The organism is Haematobacter massiliensis, assembly GCF_000740795.1.
GTDB classification, from domain to species: domain Bacteria; phylum Pseudomonadota; class Alphaproteobacteria; order Rhodobacterales; family Rhodobacteraceae; genus Haematobacter; species Haematobacter massiliensis.
Map to the genome: position 1 here is coordinate 78,234 of NZ_JGYG01000001.1, position 17,312 is coordinate 95,545.

Genomic DNA, 17,312 nt, shown 5'->3' on the forward strand with positions numbered 1-17,312 from the left:
GGTCAGGACAAGAGCGTCGCCATGCCGATGGACGCAGGCGCCACGGGCGCAAAGCCGTATTGCGCGTAAAGGTGGCGCGCGTCGCCATCGGCGATGAGACTGACATAGGCGCCGGGGGCGAGCTGCTTCAGGCGCGTCATGATCCGCGCCATGATCGCCTTGCCCAGCCCCTGGCCCTGATGTTCCGGCTCCACCGCTATATCGACGATCTGAAACACCGTTCCCCCGTCGCCGATAACGCGGCCCATACCAACAGTACGCCCGGCCTCTCTCACACAGACGCCGAGAACAGAATTCGGCAAGCCGATCCGCGCCGCGGCCAGTGACTTGGGTGACAGGCCGGAGACCTCGCGCAGGCGGCAGAACTCTTCTGCCGTGGGCAGGTCGTCGAGCAGGGTGTAGCGGTCGTCCATGGGTCTCATCTCAGTTATCGGGCGGCAGGAGGCCAAGCCCGCGAAGGTAGATGCCTATCCCCGCCTCCAGGAGTTCCTCAGGCGGGAAGGGGGAACGGGCGCCCGGCGCACCCCGCCCATAGAGCTCAACCACGCCGTGGCTCATCGCCCAGATATGGGCGCTGAACATGGAGGCGGGCGGGCGTTTCTCGGGCGGGATATTCTCGGAAAGCCGTACCGCGGCCCGCTCCAGCACCCCCCGCGCGCGCGCCGCGGCATCGGCCAGTCCGGGTGAGGCGTTGGGGGAAATTCCGCTTTCGAACATGGCGATGTAGTGGCCGGGAAACTTACGCGCAAAGGCGATATAGGCGCGCCCCGTCGCTTCAAAGGCTGCCAGCGCCGTCGGCCCGCTGTCAAAGGCGAATTCCATCAGGTCGGCGAAGATTTCATACCCCTGCCGCGCGCATTCGGCGATGAGGTCGTCCCGCCCTGCGAAATGCCGATACACCGCCGCGGGCGTCACCCCAGCAGCCTTCGCGGCCTCCGACAGGGTGAACCCCTGTGGCCCTTTCTCCTCTATCAGCTTCAGCGCGGCATCGACCAGCGCCTGACGGAGGTTGCCGTGGTGATACCCTCGCTTAAGCATCCAGCATTTCGAGACCGCCGCATATCTTCGGGTCTGGCTGGCCAATGACCTTCTTGTCGCGCCCGTCGTAGTCGAGACTGAGCAGGATGGATTGAATCACTGCGATCCGCTCCCGCCGCTTGTCGTCGGAGCGCACGATTGTCCAGGGCGCGAAATCGGTATGGCTGGCGATCAGCGTTTCGCGAATGGCGGTGGTGTAGTCGTCCCAGCGCTTTAGCCCATCGACATCGATATTGGAGAGCTTCCACTGTTTTAGCGGGTCCTGCTCCCGCTGCAGAAACCGCCGGAGTTGCTCCGCGCGTCCCACGCTCAGCCAGACCTTCACAAACGTGATCTCTTCGCTGACGATCATCTGCTCAAACGGGAGAAGCTGGCGGAAGAACTGGACCCGCTGCAGATCGGTGCAGAAGCCAAAGACCTTCTCCACCACACCCCGATTATACCAACTCCGGTCAAAGATCACGATCTCTCCCGCAGCGGGCAGGTGCCTCACGTAGCGTTGGAAATACCACTGCGTGGCCTCGCGGTCGGAGGGTTTGGAAAGCGCAATGGTATGGGCCACGCGCGGGTTCATATTCTCCGTCACGGCCGCGATGCTTCCGCCCTTTCCGGCAGCATCGCGGCCCTCGAACAGGATCACGAGCCGTGTGCCCTTGTGCCGCACATGTGCAACGAGCTTCGCCAACTCTATCTGAAGCGGTTCCATCTGCGCTTCGTAATCGCTTTTGGAGAGTTCAGTGCGGTAGGGATAGCTCTTCGCGAGTATATCCTTCTTGTCGGCCTTCTTGATGGCCTCTCTGATCTCCTCTGGAGCCTTCTTCTCGTAAAAGGCCGATATTGCTCCATCGAATGGCAGTTTGCTCTTTTCCGTCATGATGCTCTCCGCTGTGCCGCTGGCCCCGACATGTCCAGTATCCAGATCATCGCCCAGACGGCAATGGGCGGACAGGGTTCTCTGAGCGGAGGCGTGCCCGCTGTATCGCGGCGATCACCGCGTCGGAATGGGTGTGGTGGAGCATGTGCCCGCCATTCGAGATCACGCTCAGCACCGCGGAGGGCACCTCAATGGCCAGCGCTTCGCCGTTGCGACGCACCGGCACGACCGCATCCGCATCGCCATGAAGCACTTCCACCGGCAGGGTCAGCCGCGGATATCCCAGGCGCAACCGGCGGAGCGCCCGGCTGAGGCCCGCCACCTGCCGCGCATTTGCTGTGAAGCTCTCAGCCCGAAGCGTGAGCGCCAGCCCCGCTGTCTGCGCATAATCGGCGGGCGCGTGCTGCGGCGCAAAGGCGGGACCAAAGGCCGCGCGCATCATCCGTGGTGTTGACCAGGCGGTAAAGAAAGGGGCGGAAAGACGCCCGGCAAAGGCGGTGGCAAGCAGCCGTGTGGTCAGCGCGATGGGCCGGGGATAGGGGTGCGATGCTGCGCTGATCGCAACAACGGCCCTGACCCTGTCCGGCCGCTGCATCGCCCAGGCAAGCGCCACGGCGCCCCCATAGGAATGACCGACCAGAATCGGGTTGTGAAGCCCCAGCTTGTCCGCCGCCGCGCTCAGAAACTCCGCCTGTGCCGCAGGGTCGGTTTCCCGGTCGATCGTACCTGTCCAGCCGAGGGAGGGACGGTCGAAGACGGTGACGCGGAATGCGCTCACCAATTCGGGCAGCAAGGCCGAGAAGTCGCGATGATTGCCGCTCGCCCCATGAATAAGCACGAGGTCAGGCCCATGTCCGCGGGTTACAGCTTCCACCTGCACGCCGTCTATGGTGAGGGAGGCACCTTCGGCTGGATACTCCGCCTCCGCCCGACGGGTATTCCGCTTCGCCCGGTGGCGGGTGAGGAGCGCGAAGCCCCCGCCTGCCGCGAGGGCGAGGAGGAGACTACCGCTCGCCAATCTCGTTCATGTCATAGGGCGTGGATTGGTAGATTTCATTGATCCAGTTGCCATAGAGCAGATGGGCATGGCTCCGCCAGCGGTTGACGGGCGGGCGGGACGGATCGTCATCGGGATAATAGTTCAGGGGTACGTTGATGGCTTTGCCCTGCGCCACATCACGGTCGTATTCTTCTTTTAAAGTGTGAGTATCATACTCGAAGTGATTGAAAATATAGAGAGACCTGTGTGCCGGATCTTCGACCAAGCAGGGGCCGACCTCGGTGGAGCCGAGCAGCGTCACCAGCCCCTCCCGCGCATCGATCTCCTCCTGCCGCATCTCCGTCCAGCGGCTCACGGGAATGACGAAATCGTCGGAGAAACCACGGAGGTAGGGGGAGGACGGCGATATGTTCATGTGACGGAAACAGCCAAAGGACTTGGCTGGCAGGATGTGCTTATCGACGCCGTGAAAGTGGTTGATCATCGCCATCCCGCCCCAGCAGACCCCAAAGGTGGAGTGGACATTGCGCTGCGTCCAGTCGAAAACCTCGCGCAGTTCTTCCCAGTAGGTCACATCTTCGAAGGCCAGATGCTCGATGGGTGCGCCGGTCACGAGCAACCCGTCAAACTTCTCGCCCGATGCCTTCACCTCCTGAAAGGGGCGGTAGAACTCCTCCATATGTTCGGCGGCGGTGTTCTTCGTCTGATGCTCCGACATGCGGATGAGGTGCAGGTCGATCTGCAGCGGCGTGGCACCGATCAGGCGGGCGAACTGGTTCTCCGTCTGGATCTTCTTCGGCATCAGGTTCAGCAGCCCGATGCGCAAGGGCCGGATGTCCTGCCGCGCGGCCCGATCATCCGACATCACCATGACGCCCTCTCGCGACAGGACATCGTAGGCGGGCAGGTTCTCGGGCAGTTTGATCGGCATGATGCGGCTCCTTCCAGAGCGGCGAGTTATGCTCTCTCGCGTTTCTGCTCAAGCCCTCTCGCGACAAGGGCCGCGAAATCATCGGACGATCTCACCTGCGCCACATCCTCCGCGTCGAGGCTGATCCCCCAGTTCTGCGCCATCGCGGCATAACGGGGCTGGCGGTGGGCGAGGGCACGGGCATAGGTCCAGCGCACGAAGGCATCGGGATCGACCTCCGTTTCGCGCAGACCAGTTTCGGACAGATAGGTCGCCCAGGCGTCATGCAGGAAGGAGGGTTGATAATACATGGGCTTCGGCGCGCGGTCGAACCGGCGGACGAGTTCCGCGGTATGCGCCTCAGACCCCTTGATCCAGATGAGCAGCGCACGGGATGCAAGCGCTGTCAGCACCATGTCCTCCGGGTCGTCGGGTTCGACCACCTCGCAGATGGAGCCGCCGGAATCGCAGACGAAATGCGGATAGCCGTAGATATCCGCCGAGCGGTCGATGAAACGCCCGGTGTCGAGCAGCGAGGCAATCTCGGCGTCCCGATGCTGCTCCTGCCGCTTCATGTATTCGGTGAAGGGCAGACCGCCCCGCTCCGGGTTCCCGGGTTTGCCGAGATAGGTCGAAAGCGGTGCGAGGTTGTCGAAGGTGATGTTCGAGCCGATGAAGATAGAGTCGCTCATCAGAAGCTCGCGCAGGAACGGATTCCGCATCGCCTCGCGCTTGAAGTTATCGACGATGTATTCGCCCATGTAGCGCGTGCCGATGCGGTAATCCACGGAGTAGTGGAACCAGCGCCCGCTGTCGCGCAGGATGTTGGAAACATGGGTCTTTCCGAGGCCCGACATGCCGAAGAGCAGCACCCGCTTCGCAGGCGCGTCGAGCCAGTCGCGGGCGGTGGCGTAGATCATGATCCCTCCGGTTTTGCCGGAGGGATAACCGCTTCGATCCGGCATGTGTAGCCCCGTTCGCGCGGGAGCGGGGCCATTCGGTTGTCAGAAGGCGTAGCCCACTTTCATCGCAGCCAGCAGGCCCTTCTGGTTGAAGGTCGCGGTATAGGCCCCTCCGATATTCGTCTCGCTATCGCGCATGTCGAGGTAGGAGAGACCCGCCGTCACCTTCATCGGGCCATGCGTGTAGGTACCGGCCAGACCGATGCTCCGACGCCCGTTGGGCGGCCCGAGGTTGGAGGAGTACCCGTCCATCGCGGTCTCATAGCCGAACAGCACAGCTCCCGACCAGGTTTCGTTGAACTTGTGGCCAATGCCCACCACGACGGTGGTGGTATCGTCCTCATACCCCACCAGAGGACCGCCGGTGACGGCGCCGTATGCGGGCGGACTGATATCGAACTTGGACCATTCTACCCAGCGGATGGAGCCGAAGGCCAGCCAGTCGGGCGCGATGCCGGTCTGAACTCGAGCTGAACCGATTTCGGGATGGTGGTGGTGAACTGGGTGTCACCCATGAAGGTATCCCGCGCCCCGAAATCATGGTCGATGGGCGAGGTGTAGGTCAAGGCGACCCGAACTGCATATTCCGGTATCTCATAAGCCACACCGGCCAGCCAGCCCAGATCCGTTTCCGTATCCGTCTGCATGCCATAGGTGAAGCGCGGGGTGTTCAGGTTCACATGCCCCGATGTCCGCAGAACGCGAAGCCCGCCATAGATGCTGAAATTCTCATTGAACTTGTAGCGCGCCATCAGCGTGGCGCCGTGGGAACGGACCTTGGCCCGTGTTCCCGCAAGCGGATAGAATGAGTCGGAGGGATAGCTCACATCGGCGCCCACCGGCTGATCCAGTACCACCGCCACATCGAGATCCGGCGTAACAGGGTACTTCAGCCCGAGAATGTAGGTATTGAAGTTACCCATCACACCGCCGCCCGTCGATATGGGCAGGCCGTTCAATCTTCCGCTCGAGTCGAGATTGACCGTGCCCAGGCTCAACTCCACATAGCGACCCTCTTCAAACAGGATCGAGGATGATGTGAAGGTGCGCTCGATGGCGGCAGCCTGTGCGAGAGTGGCAGACAGCCCGAAAAAGGCTGTCGTAAGCAGCAGTTGTTTCATTTTCCCCCCTTTGGGTGTGACCAGCAGACACGCCCTTGACATGAGGCTAAATATCGCGCGCCAGCGGTCAATGATAACGCGAGGGAAAGCAGATCGTTTTTTGCGTGAGAGGCGGGCAGGTTACACCTGCGGTTGCATGTGTTGCCGCAATGGCTTGGGTTCGCTTCCTCCTGGCCGAGTTAAGGCGATCGTTCTGCATTTGCGCCCGCAAGTCGGCAGATGTTCCTGCCGTACGCCATTCAGAGGATTTTCTTTCTGAGAGCCGCGGAGCGAAGTTTCTACGATGAAATGACTATTCCGAGTATCGCCCCTTATGGAGTATATTATGCTCCCGCCGGCCTCAAAATCGCCTATCCCCTTTCCTTGTCGATAGGGGGCGCCGCCTTTAGCTTCCGCTGACCCGGAACCCGAGGACAATTGAATGGCGCTGATCATCGAAAGGCTCACCAAACGCTTCGGGGCGACGGAGGTGCTGCGGGGAATCGGGTTGGAAATCGACTCGGGGGAGCTTGTGGCACTGCTGGGTCCGTCCGGCTCTGGAAAGACGACCCTGCTCAGGATCATCGCCGGGCTGGACTGGCCCGATGCCGGCGCGATTTCCCATGACGGGAAGGATTGGCTCGCGCTCGATGCGCGGACGCGCAACACCGGCTTCGTGTTCCAGCATTACGCGCTTTTTCCGCATATGACGGTGCGCGACAATATCGCCTTTGGCCTGACGGTGCGCCCGCGCTCCAGCCGCCCCGCGAAGGCGGAGATCGCGGCTACCGTGACGGATCTGCTGAACTTCCTGCAGATCGCGCATCTTGCGGACCGCTATCCGGCTGCTCTCTCGGGCGGCCAACGGCAGCGGGTGGCACTCGGTCGCGCGATGGCCATCAGGCCCGAGGTCCTGCTGCTCGACGAACCCTTCGGGGCGCTGGACGCCGCGGTGCGCCGCGATCTTCGCCGCTGGCTGCGCGAGGTGCATGAGGCGCGCGGGACGACCACTGTCTTCGTCACCCATGATCAGGAGGAGGCCTTTGAGCTGGCCGACCGGGTCGTGGTGATGGGTGAGGGGCGGATCGAGCAGATCGGCACCCCGGACGAAATCTACGATCATCCTGCGACGCCCTTCGTGGCCCGTTTCCTTGGCGCAACGGTCGAACTCCCGGTCACGCTCAGGGCGGGGCGGGTGGAGGCGGCGGGCGTAGATGCCTCGCACCTGCCGCGCGTGGCCTATCCCGACGGGGCGGCGCGGCTGTTCCTGCGCCCCGGAGAGATCAGTCCGGTGGTGGATCAGACCTCTCCCTTCTCGATCTCCGCCATTGCGAGCACGGGCGCGACGCTTCGCCTGTTCGTGAACGGCCCGAATGGGCTGGCCTTCGACATGGAGGTTCCGCGCCGGTCGAGCGGGGCCGCCGATATCCGCACCGGCACCCCTATCAGGCTGCGCCCCGAAGCGGGCCGCGTCTTCGCCGAGGGCAAGCGTGCTGCACAACCCGCGCCGCCTGCCGCCTCCACCATATTCAAGGAGAACCGTTCGTGAAACACGCCCTTTTCGGAGTCGTCCTCGCCGCAGGGCTGGGCTTCGCCGCGCCCGTTCTGGCGCAGGACAAGCTGCTCAACGTATCCTATGACGTCGCGCGTGAGCTTTTCGCCGCGATCAACCCGGCCTTTGCTCAAAAGTGGAAAGCCGAAACCGGCCGCGACGTGACGATCGACCAGTCGCATGGCGGCTCCTCCCGTCAGGCGCGCGCGATCCTTGAAGGGTTGCCCGCGGATGTGGTCACCTTCAACCAGGTCACCGATATCGACGTGCTGGCGGAGGGGGGTCTGATCGCGAAGGACTGGCGTGACCGCCTGCCGAACAATGCCTCGCCCTATTACTCGCTTCCCGCCTTCCTCGTCCGGGAGGGGAACCCGAAGAACATCCGCGATTGGTCCGACCTTGTCCGCGACGATGTGAAGGTGGTCTTTCCGAACCCCAAGACATCCGGTAACGCGCGTTACACCTATCTCGGTGCCTATGCCTTCGCGCTCGATCAGAATGGCGGCGATGAGGAGAAGGCCCAGGAGTTCGTGAAGAAGCTCTTCTCCAACGTCCCGGTATTCGATACCGGCGGCCGCGCCGCGACGACGACCTTCGCTGAGCGCGAAATCGGTGACGTTCTCATCACATTCGAGGCCGAAACCGGAGGCATCGCGCGGGAATATGGCGACAAGGGGTTTGAGCGGGTGACGCCCTCCCTTTCCGTCATGGCGGACTTTCCGGTGAGCGTGGTGGACGAGGTTGCAAAGAAGAACGGCACGGAGAAGCTCGCGGCGGACTACCTGGATTTCCTCTACTCGGCGGAGGGACAGAAGATCCTCGCCGAACATTTCTACCGCGTGCATGATGAAGCAGCCGCCGAGGAGTTCGCCGAGAACTTCCCGGAGGTGAAGCTCGTGACGGTGGACGACGTTTTTGGAGGCTGGGAAAAGGCGCAGGCCGAGCATTTCGCAGAAGGCGGCATTCTCGACAGCGTGTTCGTCAACCAATGAGCCTTTCTGCCCCCTCCGCGCCAGTGCGGCCGAAACGGGTGCTTCCCGGTTTCGGCCTCTCCATCGGCGTGACGATGATCTATCTCACGGTGATCGTGCTCGTGCCCGTCGCGGCACTGGTGCTGAAGGGGGCGGATATCGGCTTTGCGCGCTATTGGCAGATCGTGACGGGTCCGCGCACGCTCGCCGCGTTCAAACTCACCCTGACGGCGGCCGCGATGGCGACGGTGGTCAATGCCGTCTACGGCCTGCTGATGGCATGGGTGCTGACGCGCTACGACTTTCCCGGAAAGCGCCTTCTCGACGCGCTGATGGATGTGCCCTTCGCCCTGCCGACAGCGGTGGCGGGCATCACGCTGACGGCGCTTTTCGCCGGCAACGGCTGGTTCGGCATGTGGCTGGAGGCTGCGGGCCTTCCGGTTGTCTACACGATCTGGGGCGTCGCCATCGCGATGGCCTTTACCTCCATCCCCTTCGTCGTCCGGACGGTGCAGCCCGTGCTGGAGGATCTGGATCACGCGCTGGAGGAGGCCGCCACGACGCTGGGGGCGCGGCCGTTCACGATCTTCCGCAGGGTGATCTTTCCGGCAATCCTGCCCGCCTTTCTGGCCGGGGTGACGCTCTCCTTCGCACGCTCGCTTGGTGAGTTCGGAGCCGTGGTGTTCATCGCCGGCAACCTGCCGTTCGAGACGGAGATCGCCTCGCTGCTCGCCGTCATCCGCTTGGAGGAATACGACTACTCCGGCGCCGCCGCCATCGCCCTGACGCTGCTGCTCTTTGCCTTTGTCTTGCTCGTTCTGTCCAACCTGCTGCAATCCTGGGCGATGCGCCACAAGGAGGCGGCATGACCACCGCGATCACCACGGGGGCACTTGCGCCCCAGCGGAGCGCGCTGGTGCCACGCCTGCTGATCGGGCTGGCCGTGGTGATGACGCTGGTGCTCGTCGTCGTGCCGCTCGTCTACATCTTCTGGCGCGCCTTCGGGCAGGGGTGGGCGGTTTGGCAAGCGAACATCCTGCACCCTAACACGCTGCACGCCATCTGGCTCACTACGCTCATCGCGCTCATCGTGGTGCCGCTGAACGTGGGCTTCGGGATTGCCGCCGCATGGCTGGTGGCGCGGTTCCGCTTCCCGGGGCGGAAGTTCGTCATGGCGCTGGTGGAGATCCCGTTCTCCATCTCGCCGATCATCGCCGGTATCTGCTACCTGCTTCTTTACGGGAGGCAGGGGCTGCTGGGCCCGTGGCTTGCGGCGCACGACATCCAGATCCTCTTCGCCCTGCCGGGCATCGTCATGGTCACCCTCTTCGTCACCGCTCCTTTCGTCGCGCGGGAAGTACTGCCGCTCATGCAGGCTCAGGGGAGCGAGCAGGAGCAGGCTGCCGTGACGTTGGGCGCCTCCGGCTGGCAGGTGTTCCGCCGGGTGACACTCCCGAACATCCGCTGGGCGCTTCTCTATGGTGCGGTGCTTTGCACGGCGCGGGCGGTCGGAGAATTCGGCGCGGTTTCCGTTGTCTCGGGCAATATTCGCGGGCAGACCAATACGCTGCCGTTGCAGATCGAACTGCTCTACAATGACTACAATGCCGTCGGTGCCTTTGCTGCCGCCACCGTTCTGACGACGATCGCCGTCCTGGCGCTCATCTCCAAGGCATTTGTCGAGGCGCGTCGCTCATAAACCTTCTGTTAACCTTGCCGTGAGATCGTCGATTCTCAGAGAATTCGATTGATTTGTTCTCGTTTTGATCGCATAGATGATGAGAACAATAAAAGAACTTCCGGCGAAGGTTGCCGGTCTCGGCAGGCTGTGACAAGAAGGGCGCATCACATGGCAATGGCGAACCTCCTCGACATGACGGACAAGCGCGTGAGCGACAAGCAAAAGGCCCTCGACTCGGCGCTCGCCCAGATCGAGCGGCAATTCGGCAAGGGCTCGATCATGAAGCTCGGGGTGGATAGCCCCGTGGCGGAGATCGAGGCGACTTCGACGGGGTCGCTTGGCCTCGACATCGCCCTTGGCATCGGTGGTCTGCCGAAAGGGCGGATCGTGGAGATCTACGGCCCCGAAAGCTCGGGGAAGACCACGCTCACCCTTCATGTCGTGGCGGAGGAGCAGAAGAAGGGTGGCGTCTGCGCCTTTGTGGATGCGGAGCACGCGCTCGACCCTTCCTACGCGAGAAAGCTGGGCGTCAATCTGGATGAGCTGCTGATCTCTCAGCCAGATACGGGCGAGCAGGCGCTTGAGATCGTGGATACTCTGGTGCGCTCAGGAGCAGTCAATCTGGTGGTTGTCGACTCTGTGGCCGCGCTCACTCCCAAGGCGGAGATCGAGGGTGACATGGGCGACAGCCAGGTCGGCGCTCAAGCCCGCCTGATGAGCCAGGCGATGCGGAAGCTCACCGCTTCGATCGGCAAATCGAATTGCATGGTCATCTTCATCAACCAGATCCGCATGAAGATCGGTGTGATGTTCGGCTCTCCCGAAACGACTTCCGGCGGGCAGGCGCTGAAATTCTATGCCTCCGTGCGCCTCGACATCCGTCGGACTGGTTCGATCAAGGACAGGGATGAGGTGGTCGGCAACACCACTCGGGTGAAGGTGGTCAAGAACAAGGTCGCGCCGCCCTTCAAGCAGGTCGAATTCGACATCATGTATGGTGAAGGCATCTCCAAGACCGGCGAACTTCTGGACCTTGGCGTCAAGGCGGGCGTGGTGGATAAATCCGGCTCCTGGTTCTCCTATGGCGATGAGCGTATCGGCCAGGGTCGGGAGAATGCCAAGCAGTTCCTGAAAGACCATCCCGACGTTGCCTCCACCATCGAGGATCGTATCCGTGCCGCACATGGCCTCGATTTTGCCATTGCGGAAAACGACGGCGACATGGTCGAAGATTGAGAAAGAGGCCGCTTTCATGCGGCCTCATCTATTCAACGGGTCGATGGGCACCCGTTGAACCCGCGCCGCTGCACTTCGGTCAGAACACTTGCTTTTGTTTCTGACTGAGTGCGCGGGTTGCCATAAAGCTTACACAGATTGGTTAATGACATACCCGACAATTCTCGAGAGCGCTGCTCGGGTGTGTTGTTTTCGCGATGATTGGATGAAGCGTGTCCGCATCCGGCAAGAACCATTAAGACCAAAAGCATCTTTTTCATCGTTCATCTTTCCAAAATGACGGCTATAGGCGCATTCATCACCTATCTTCGAAGGATGACAACCCCACAGATGGCATCCAAGTTTAATCAGGATATGAGTTTTACAAGGTGGTGTGGGACTCTGTAACGACCCGGCGTGATCTGCTCAGTTCAAGCTGCTAGCCCGAATGCCATGCGCTGGCATGCGTAGCGCATGGCAAGGGCTCTGATGCGGACGGCGGGTTTCTTAGAACTGGAACCCGTTCCTGATGGCGCGGGCGGCGTGCTGGATGATCTTGAGCCGATGAGGGTGTATGCACTGCTCCTTCAAGGGCGAATGACACACTGTGCCATACCGTTCCGCTGCGGGCAGCGCGGAGCGATGACCTCTTGTAAAAGGCCGGCGTTGCGAACCAGTGCCGTGCAATGACGTCTGCCGAAGGTCAAATCATTGCCCGGTCGCAGCAGGATCTCGCGGTTGACGCGGCCGAGGATGCCGAGAGCGCGTGATACGGGGCGCGTCAGGCTCAACACACACTCTTAACAAGAACGGACATTGAACCCGCGGAAACGGAGTGCTACGAGGAGGCGCCTAACAGTATGCCGCGTTAGCTCAGTTGGTAGAGCAACCGCCTTGTAAGCGGTAGGTCGTCCGTTCAAGTCGGACACGCGGCACCATCGCATGTCTCCATGCCACTGGAGTGTGTGTCCGCTTCCTGACCTTCCCAGCATACCTGTTTGAAGAAGCTTACGATTGCCGCGTCGATCAGTAGCTTCGAATCAGCCCAACAAGCCGACCCTGAACTTTCACCTGATCGTCACGGAGAAGGCGGGTTTCATAAGTCGGATTTGCCGCTTCAAGCGCGATCATGGAGCCACGCCGACGGAAACGTTTGAGCGTCGCTTCCTGACCCTCGACCAGAGCGACGATGATGTCGCCATTCTCTGCGGTGAGCTGTTCGCGAATCACCACGATATCACCGTCATTTATCCCGGCTTCGATCATGGAATCGCCTCTTACTTCCAAGGCATAGTGATTTCCGCGACCGGAAAGCATCTGTCCCGGAACCGCGACATGGTGCGATATCTCGCTGATGGCTTCGATGGGAGTTCCGGCTGCGATGCGCCCCATGACCGGCAATTCTGTCGCATGGATTGGCGTAACGGGACGTGCACCCTTCGGCTGAGAGGGACGATCCCCTTCAATCACACGTGGAGCAAAGCTCGCTTTCTCCATCGCTTCCGGCAACTTGAGGATCTCGATGGCCCGCGCGCGATGGGCAAGGCGACGAATGAACCCGCGTTCTTCCAGTGCGGTGATGAGACGGTGAATCCCGGACTTGGAGCGAAGATCCAGCGCCTCCTTCATCTCGTCAAAGGAAGGAGGAATGCCATCGCGCTGCATTCTTTTGTTAATAAAATCTAGAAGTTCCAATTGCTTGCGCGTCAGCACCGAAACTCTCCCGCCAATATGTTCCGCTTAAGTTCTAGCGGTGTTCGTGCTTTGTGTCAAACTTAAAAAGGAAACCAAGTCACTGTTTCGCCGGCCTTTCTTTCTGCATCGTCAATGGGGCGGAAGAGCAGCGCATTTGAGCTGGAGAGTACGGCAATAAGCGAGCTGTCCTGACTTTCCGCGGGGTGCAGCAAGGGAAGCGGCTCTGCCTCTTCAAGCGTGGCGCGCATAAAGTGCGCGCGTTTGCCGTTGGCGGCGACATCGCGGGCGAGGCGGGCGGTGCGAGGGCGCGGAAGGGGGTCCGGTTGACCCTGCATCGCGCGCAGCATGGGGAGCAGAAACAGGGCAGCGCAGACCATGGCGGAGGCCGGGTTGCCCGGCAGGCCCAGAAGCGGCACGTTCCCCCTTCGCCCCGCCATCAGCGGTTTGCCGGGGCGAAGGGCGATACGGTGAAACTCCAGCTGAAGCCCCAGATCCTCGCCGCGTTGCGACATAAGATCATGGTCTCCGACAGAAGCACCCCCGATCGTGACGATCAGGTCTGCGCCGGTCGTCAGGTCCAGCACGGTTCTCAGAGCATCGAAATCATCGCGCGCAAGGGGGAGGATACGGGCAATGCCGCCCTCCGCCTCTATCATCGCGGCGAGGGCATAGGAGTTCGCGGAGACGATCTGATCAGGCCGCGGCGGCTCACCGGGCATCACCAGCTCATCGCCTGTGGCAACGATAGCGACGACGGGGCGGCGATGGACACGGACCTCGGCATGGTTCATCGCCGCGATCAGGGCCAGATCGGCAGAGGAAAGCCGCCGTGGTGCAGCCAGAGTCGTGCCCACCGCGAAGTCTCCGCCCCGCAGGCGAATGTAGCTGGTCGCGGGATCAACATCGATGAGGGTGACCTGCATGCCGTCGCGGCGCGTGTCTTCCTGCGGGACGACAGCATCCGCGCCCGCTGGCACTGGTGCGCCAGTGAATATGCGGAGCGCCTCTCCCTGTGACAACCGCCCCGCATGGGCATGGCCGGCACCCGCTTCCCCGATCACGCGGAGCTGCGCTCCGGCCTGGCGATCCGGGGAGGTGATCGCATAGCCATCCATCACGGAGGCATCAAAGGGCGGCTGATCGCGCTCCGCCCGCACAGGTTCGGCCAGCACCCTGCCAGCGGCCTCCCGGAGTGGCACCGTTTCCAGGGACAGCGGAGAGACGAGGGCGAGAACCTTTGCCTGCGCCTCCTCATGCGGGATCACGTGGCATCTCCGGCGGTGTAAAGTCCGGAACGGCCTCCATCCTTCATCAGCAGGCGGATGTCCGAGATCACCATGCCGCGCTCGACGGCCTTGAGCATGTCGTAGACGGTCAGCGCCGCAACCGTGACTGCGGTGAGGGCCTCCATCTCCACGCCCGTCCGGCCCGTAGTCCGCACCGTCGCCTCGATTCTCAGGCCCGGCAGCGAGAGGTCGGGCACGAGATCCACGGCAACACGGGAGAGCGGCAAGGGATGGCAGAGCGGGATCAGATCTGCCGTACGCTTCGCAGCCATGATGCCGGCGAGGCGGGCGACGCCGATAACATCGCCTTTTTCCGCCGCTCCGGTGAGAATGCGCGACAGCGTGGTCTCGGTCATCCGGACGTTGCCGCCTGCCGTCGCAGTGCGGGTGGTGACGTCCTTTTCAGTCACGTCGACCATATGGGCGCGGCCCTCCGCATCGAAATGCGTAAGCTGCTGGTCGGCGCCTTTACCCGCCGTTGCGGCGAGAGTGTCGTGCGTGGCGGCGGAGGTCGGCGCCGTCGCGATGCTCTCGACCACGGGGCTTGCTCCCGCGTCGGTGGCACCTCGCTGGCCAGTCGCAAGGGCACCGGCGGCGGGTTCGCTCACCCCATCGCTCCGACCATGGGGTTCGCCAGGAGGGTCCGCGTGGCGGAGGCGACATCTTCCTGCCGCATGAGGCTTTCCCCGATCAGGAAACAGCGAGCCCCATATTGCGCCAGATCGGCCAGATCTGCGGGCGTCGTCATGCCGCTTTCGGCAACGATCGTGCGTTCCGGCGGAACAAGCCGCGAGAGACGTCGTGTCACATCGAGGCTGGTTTCAAAGGTATGCAGATCGCGGTTGTTGATGCCGATGAGCGGCGAGTCGAGGTGCTGGGCACGATCCAGTTCCGCCTCATCATGCACTTCGATCAGCACATCCATGTTCCAGTCCTTCGCGGCCCCCTCCAACTCGGCGGCGAGACTGTCGTCCACAGCGGCCATGATGATGAGGATCGCATCCGCACCAAGGGCACGCGACTCCGCCACCTGATAGGTATCGAACAGGAAATCCTTGCGGAGCGCGGGCAGATCGACCGCTTCGCGCACCGCAGTCAGGTAACTGTCATCCCCCTGGAAGGATGGCCCGTCGGTCAGAACTGACAGGCAGGTCGCCCCGCCTTCGGCATAGGCGCGGGCGAGGCCGGGCGGATCGAAATCGGCGCGGATGAGACCCTTCGAAGGGCTGGCCTTCTTGATCTCGGCGATCAGCCCGTAGCCGCCGTTCGACGCCTCGATCAGCCGCTCGGTGAAGTTGCGGGGCGCGGAGGCGGCGCGAGCATCGGCCTCCACATCGGAAAGCGGCCGCGCGGCCTTGCGGGCGGCCACTTCTTCGAGCTTGTAGGCCCGGATCTTGTCAAGGATCGTCGTCATGGCCGGAAGGTAGCGCTGCCACCGCGCAAAGGAAAGGGTCGCGCACTGATCGGACTTGCGGGGGTGACGAGATGGCGGCAACAGTGCCGCATGGCAGACACAGTTCCCTCCCTCGCACTTGTGCCGAAAACCCGGCGGAGCGCGGCTTGGCAGGCAGCCTTTGCGCCGCCTGTCCGGGAGGAACGGCCATCCTTCGGCATTGGTCACAATGGCGGGCCACCCTTGCAGGGCTTGGGGATGGTCCTGCGCTGGCAGGCAGAGGTGAAAGCCGCGTGGAAAGCCCCGGTGGAGGTGGTGCGGCGGCGCATGAAGCTCGCGGAAGCCTGCGGGCTGACCTACCGGGAATATACGCTGGAGATACTGGAACGCGGACGCTGGCTTACGCCTGAGCGCGACAGTGTGCGAATCGCGCAGATCATCGCGGGAAGGTAGGAGAGCACCCTCCAATCCCCGGTCAGTATCTCGGCTCATGGCATCCGGCCCGGGCGGAGGCAACCCGGCGTGCGCCGCCCGGCGCGCAGCGTCCGGATCGGCCCCGCCGGACATCCATGGAAGGCGGCCATGGAAGGAGGCGCTTTCCTTATTCTTCCGCAGCCGCTATATGCGCGGGCTGATCGAAAGGAGCCTAGCATGCGGGGCAGCGCCAATCTCAACCTGATGATCAAGGCCGCGCGGCGCGCGGGCCGAAGCCTTGTGAAAGACTTCCGGGAGGTCGAGAACCTCCAGGTCTCCTCCAAGGGGGCCGGAGATTTCGTGTCGAGGGCCGATATCGCGGCCGAGCAGATCATCAAGGAAGACCTTCTTGCCGGTCGCCCGACCTATGGCTGGCTGGGTGAGGAGACGGGTGCCATCGCGGGCGCGGATCCGACCCGGCGGTGGATCGTCGATCCGCTCGATGGCACGACCAACTTCCTGCACGGATTGCCCCACTGGGCCGTTTCCATCGCGCTGGAGCACAAGGGGGAGATCGTCTCCGCCGTGGTATTCGACGCGGCGAAGGACGAGCTTTACTGGGCGGAGAAGGGCGCGGGCGCCTGGATGAACGAGCAGCGTCTCCGGGTCTCCGACCGCCGCACGATGATCGAATGCATCTTTGCAACCGGTGTGCCTTTCGGCGGCCGCAGCACGCTGCCCGCGACGCTCAAGGATCTCGGGCGCCTCATGCCGGTCTGCGCCGGGGTGCGGCGCTGGGGGGCGGCGGCCCTCGACCTCGCCTATGTCGCGGCGGGGCGCTACGACGGCTACTGGGAACGCGGGCTGAACCCCTGGGACATGGCGGCGGGTCTGCTGCTGGTGCGCGAGGCGGGCGGCTTTGCGGAGGCAGTCCGCAAGGACGATGACCCGATCGAAAAGGGCACCGTTCTTGCCGCGAACTCGAATATCTTCGACAGCTTCGCCAAGATCATCCGCGAAGCGTGAGGAAACACCCGTCGATGCGGGGAATGGGTGCAGGCGGAGCTGGGCGCCTGCCCCTGCAATAGCCGGGGGGCATCCGCCCGCGGCCGGCTGGCCCGAAGCAGGGTTGCAGAAGATCGGCCGCGCCGTCGATGTCAGGCACGTCTCTTGAAGGCCGCAACACCACCACCACGGTCGGAAGAGGGGGCGATGGCAGAA

Annotated in this window: 19 protein-coding genes, 1 tRNA gene and 1 pseudogene; 8 read left to right on the forward strand and 13 right to left on the reverse strand. The window is 62.8% G+C overall.

Going from position 1 to position 17,312, the window contains the following annotated elements:
• Positions 1–2: 2 nt before the first annotated feature.
• The 8 genes from CN97_RS00365 to CN97_RS00395 all read right to left on the reverse strand — a co-directional run bounded on the left by CN97_RS00365 (position 3) and on the right by CN97_RS00395 (position 5,905).
• Entirely contained in the window at positions 3–413 is a 411-nt protein-coding gene (locus CN97_RS00365) for a GNAT family N-acetyltransferase (RefSeq protein WP_035705543.1), read from the reverse strand.
• Between the two features lie 10 nt (positions 414–423).
• The gene (locus tag CN97_RS00370; protein ID WP_035705546.1) at positions 424–1,038 is read right to left on the reverse strand and encodes a TetR/AcrR family transcriptional regulator; all 615 of its coding nucleotides are present in this window, start codon (positions 1,036–1,038) and stop codon (positions 424–426) included.
• On the reverse strand, positions 1,031–1,912 hold the full coding sequence (gene ppk2, locus CN97_RS00375) for a polyphosphate kinase 2 (protein WP_035705549.1): 882 nt from the start codon (positions 1,910–1,912) through the stop codon (positions 1,031–1,033). Before ppk2 ends, CN97_RS00370 begins: the two co-directional genes overlap by 8 nt.
• 46 nt (positions 1,913–1,958) lie before the next feature.
• Positions 1,959–2,930 carry an alpha/beta fold hydrolase gene (locus CN97_RS00380; RefSeq protein WP_035705552.1) on the reverse strand — a complete coding sequence of 324 codons (972 nt, stop codon included), beginning with the start codon at positions 2,928–2,930 and terminating at the stop codon, positions 1,959–1,961.
• Positions 2,917–3,843, reverse strand: coding sequence for a homoserine O-acetyltransferase MetA (gene metA / locus CN97_RS00385; RefSeq protein WP_035705555.1), 927 nt, complete (start codon positions 3,841–3,843; stop codon positions 2,917–2,919). Before metA ends, CN97_RS00380 begins: the two co-directional genes overlap by 14 nt.
• A gap of 26 nt (positions 3,844–3,869) precedes the next feature.
• A complete protein-coding gene (locus CN97_RS00390) occupies positions 3,870–4,742 on the reverse strand; it encodes a hypothetical protein (protein ID WP_035705558.1) in 873 nt (290 codons plus the stop codon).
• Positions 4,743–4,826: 84 nt separating this feature from the next.
• Positions 4,827–5,135 carry a hypothetical protein gene (locus CN97_RS19705; RefSeq protein WP_051910859.1) on the reverse strand — a complete coding sequence of 103 codons (309 nt, stop codon included), beginning with the start codon at positions 5,133–5,135 and terminating at the stop codon, positions 4,827–4,829.
• 59 nt (positions 5,136–5,194) lie between these two features.
• Positions 5,195–5,905 carry a hypothetical protein gene (locus tag CN97_RS00395; protein WP_051910860.1) on the reverse strand — a complete coding sequence of 237 codons (711 nt, stop codon included), beginning with the start codon at positions 5,903–5,905 and terminating at the stop codon, positions 5,195–5,197.
• Positions 5,906–6,326: 421 nt separating this feature from the next.
• Here CN97_RS00395 and CN97_RS00405 point away from each other — a divergent pair, with 421 nt between their 5' ends.
• The 5 genes from CN97_RS00405 (at position 6,327) to recA (ending at position 11,324) form a co-directional block, all read left to right on the forward strand.
• Positions 6,327–7,433, forward strand: coding sequence for a sulfate/molybdate ABC transporter ATP-binding protein (locus CN97_RS00405; protein WP_035705565.1), 1,107 nt, complete (start codon positions 6,327–6,329; stop codon positions 7,431–7,433).
• Entirely contained in the window at positions 7,430–8,428 is a 999-nt protein-coding gene (locus CN97_RS00410) for a sulfate ABC transporter substrate-binding protein (protein ID WP_035705568.1), read from the forward strand. Before CN97_RS00405 ends, CN97_RS00410 begins: the two co-directional genes overlap by 4 nt.
• Positions 8,425–9,276, forward strand: a complete 852-nt coding sequence (gene cysT / locus CN97_RS00415) for a sulfate ABC transporter permease subunit CysT (RefSeq protein ID WP_035705571.1) — start codon at positions 8,425–8,427, stop codon at positions 9,274–9,276. Before CN97_RS00410 ends, cysT begins: the two co-directional genes overlap by 4 nt.
• Positions 9,273–10,106 carry a sulfate ABC transporter permease subunit CysW gene (gene cysW / locus CN97_RS00420; RefSeq protein ID WP_035705573.1) on the forward strand — a complete coding sequence of 278 codons (834 nt, stop codon included), beginning with the start codon at positions 9,273–9,275 and terminating at the stop codon, positions 10,104–10,106. Before cysT ends, cysW begins: the two co-directional genes overlap by 4 nt.
• Before the next feature lie 150 nt (positions 10,107–10,256).
• On the forward strand, positions 10,257–11,324 hold the full coding sequence (gene recA, locus CN97_RS00425; protein WP_035705576.1) for a recombinase RecA: 1,068 nt from the start codon (positions 10,257–10,259) through the stop codon (positions 11,322–11,324).
• A gap of 32 nt (positions 11,325–11,356) precedes the next feature.
• Here the strand turns inward: recA and CN97_RS20490 are convergent, their stop codons facing one another.
• Entirely contained in the window at positions 11,357–11,584 is a 228-nt protein-coding gene (locus tag CN97_RS20490; RefSeq protein ID WP_131389473.1) for a hypothetical protein, read from the reverse strand.
• 581 nt (positions 11,585–12,165) lie between these two features.
• Here CN97_RS20490 and CN97_RS00430 point away from each other — a divergent pair.
• Positions 12,166–12,241: transfer RNA gene (locus CN97_RS00430), tRNA-Thr, on the forward strand.
• A gap of 88 nt (positions 12,242–12,329) precedes the next feature.
• On the opposite strand, the gene lexA is transcribed toward CN97_RS00430, so the two are convergent.
• The 4 genes and pseudogenes from lexA to trpC form a co-directional block, all read right to left on the reverse strand.
• Positions 12,330–13,016 (reverse strand): transcriptional repressor LexA, encoded by a 687-nt coding sequence (gene lexA / locus CN97_RS00435; RefSeq protein WP_035705579.1) that lies wholly within the window; start codon positions 13,014–13,016, stop codon positions 12,330–12,332.
• Positions 13,017–13,078: 62 nt separating this feature from the next.
• The gene (locus CN97_RS00440; protein WP_035705583.1) at positions 13,079–14,263 is read right to left on the reverse strand and encodes a molybdopterin molybdotransferase MoeA; all 1,185 of its coding nucleotides are present in this window, start codon (positions 14,261–14,263) and stop codon (positions 13,079–13,081) included.
• Positions 14,260–14,736: pseudogene (moaC, locus tag CN97_RS00445) on the reverse strand (cyclic pyranopterin monophosphate synthase MoaC); the annotation flags it as partial. The pseudogene moaC and the gene CN97_RS00440, both read right to left, overlap by 4 nt.
• A gap of 152 nt (positions 14,737–14,888) precedes the next feature.
• Positions 14,889–15,698, reverse strand: coding sequence for an indole-3-glycerol phosphate synthase TrpC (gene trpC / locus CN97_RS00450; protein ID WP_035705586.1), 810 nt, complete (start codon positions 15,696–15,698; stop codon positions 14,889–14,891).
• A 90-nt stretch (positions 15,699–15,788) separates the two neighbouring features.
• Between trpC and CN97_RS21065 the strand changes: the two genes are divergently transcribed.
• Together CN97_RS21065 and CN97_RS00460 are read left to right on the forward strand one after the other, a co-directional pair.
• Complete coding sequence (locus CN97_RS21065; RefSeq protein ID WP_207391659.1) at positions 15,789–16,130, forward strand: hypothetical protein; 342 nt, start codon at positions 15,789–15,791, stop codon at positions 16,128–16,130.
• A 198-nt stretch (positions 16,131–16,328) separates the two neighbouring features.
• Positions 16,329–17,117, forward strand: a complete 789-nt coding sequence (locus tag CN97_RS00460) for an inositol monophosphatase family protein (RefSeq protein ID WP_035705589.1) — start codon at positions 16,329–16,331, stop codon at positions 17,115–17,117.
• Positions 17,118–17,312 lie beyond the last annotated feature (195 nt).

Coding starts and splice junctions, on each gene's coding strand:
- CN97_RS00395 (WP_051910860.1), bottom strand. CDS start 5,905: ATGAAACAACTGCTGCTTACGACAGCCTTTTTCGGGCTGTCTGCCACT.
- CN97_RS00405 (WP_035705565.1), top strand. CDS start 6,327: ATGGCGCTGATCATCGAAAGGCTCACCAAACGCTTCGGGGCGACGGAG.
- recA (WP_035705576.1), top strand. CDS start 10,257: ATGGCAATGGCGAACCTCCTCGACATGACGGACAAGCGCGTGAGCGAC.
- CN97_RS20490 (WP_131389473.1), bottom strand. CDS start 11,584: ATGAAAAAGATGCTTTTGGTCTTAATGGTTCTTGCCGGATGCGGACAC.
- trpC (WP_035705586.1), bottom strand. CDS start 15,698: ATGACGACGATCCTTGACAAGATCCGGGCCTACAAGCTCGAAGAAGTG.
- cysW (WP_035705573.1), top strand. CDS start 9,273: ATGACCACCGCGATCACCACGGGGGCACTTGCGCCCCAGCGGAGCGCG.
- CN97_RS00365 (WP_035705543.1), bottom strand. CDS start 413: ATGGACGACCGCTACACCCTGCTCGACGACCTGCCCACGGCAGAAGAG.
- CN97_RS00390 (WP_035705558.1), bottom strand. CDS start 4,742: ATGATCTACGCCACCGCCCGCGACTGGCTCGACGCGCCTGCGAAGCGG.
- CN97_RS21065 (WP_207391659.1), top strand. CDS start 15,789: ATGGCAGACACAGTTCCCTCCCTCGCACTTGTGCCGAAAACCCGGCGG.
- cysT (WP_035705571.1), top strand. CDS start 8,425: ATGAGCCTTTCTGCCCCCTCCGCGCCAGTGCGGCCGAAACGGGTGCTT.
- metA (WP_035705555.1), bottom strand. CDS start 3,843: ATGCCGATCAAACTGCCCGAGAACCTGCCCGCCTACGATGTCCTGTCG.
- CN97_RS00460 (WP_035705589.1), top strand. CDS start 16,329: ATGCGGGGCAGCGCCAATCTCAACCTGATGATCAAGGCCGCGCGGCGC.
- ppk2 (WP_035705549.1), bottom strand. CDS start 1,912: ATGACGGAAAAGAGCAAACTGCCATTCGATGGAGCAATATCGGCCTTT.
- CN97_RS00370 (WP_035705546.1), bottom strand. CDS start 1,038: ATGCTTAAGCGAGGGTATCACCACGGCAACCTCCGTCAGGCGCTGGTC.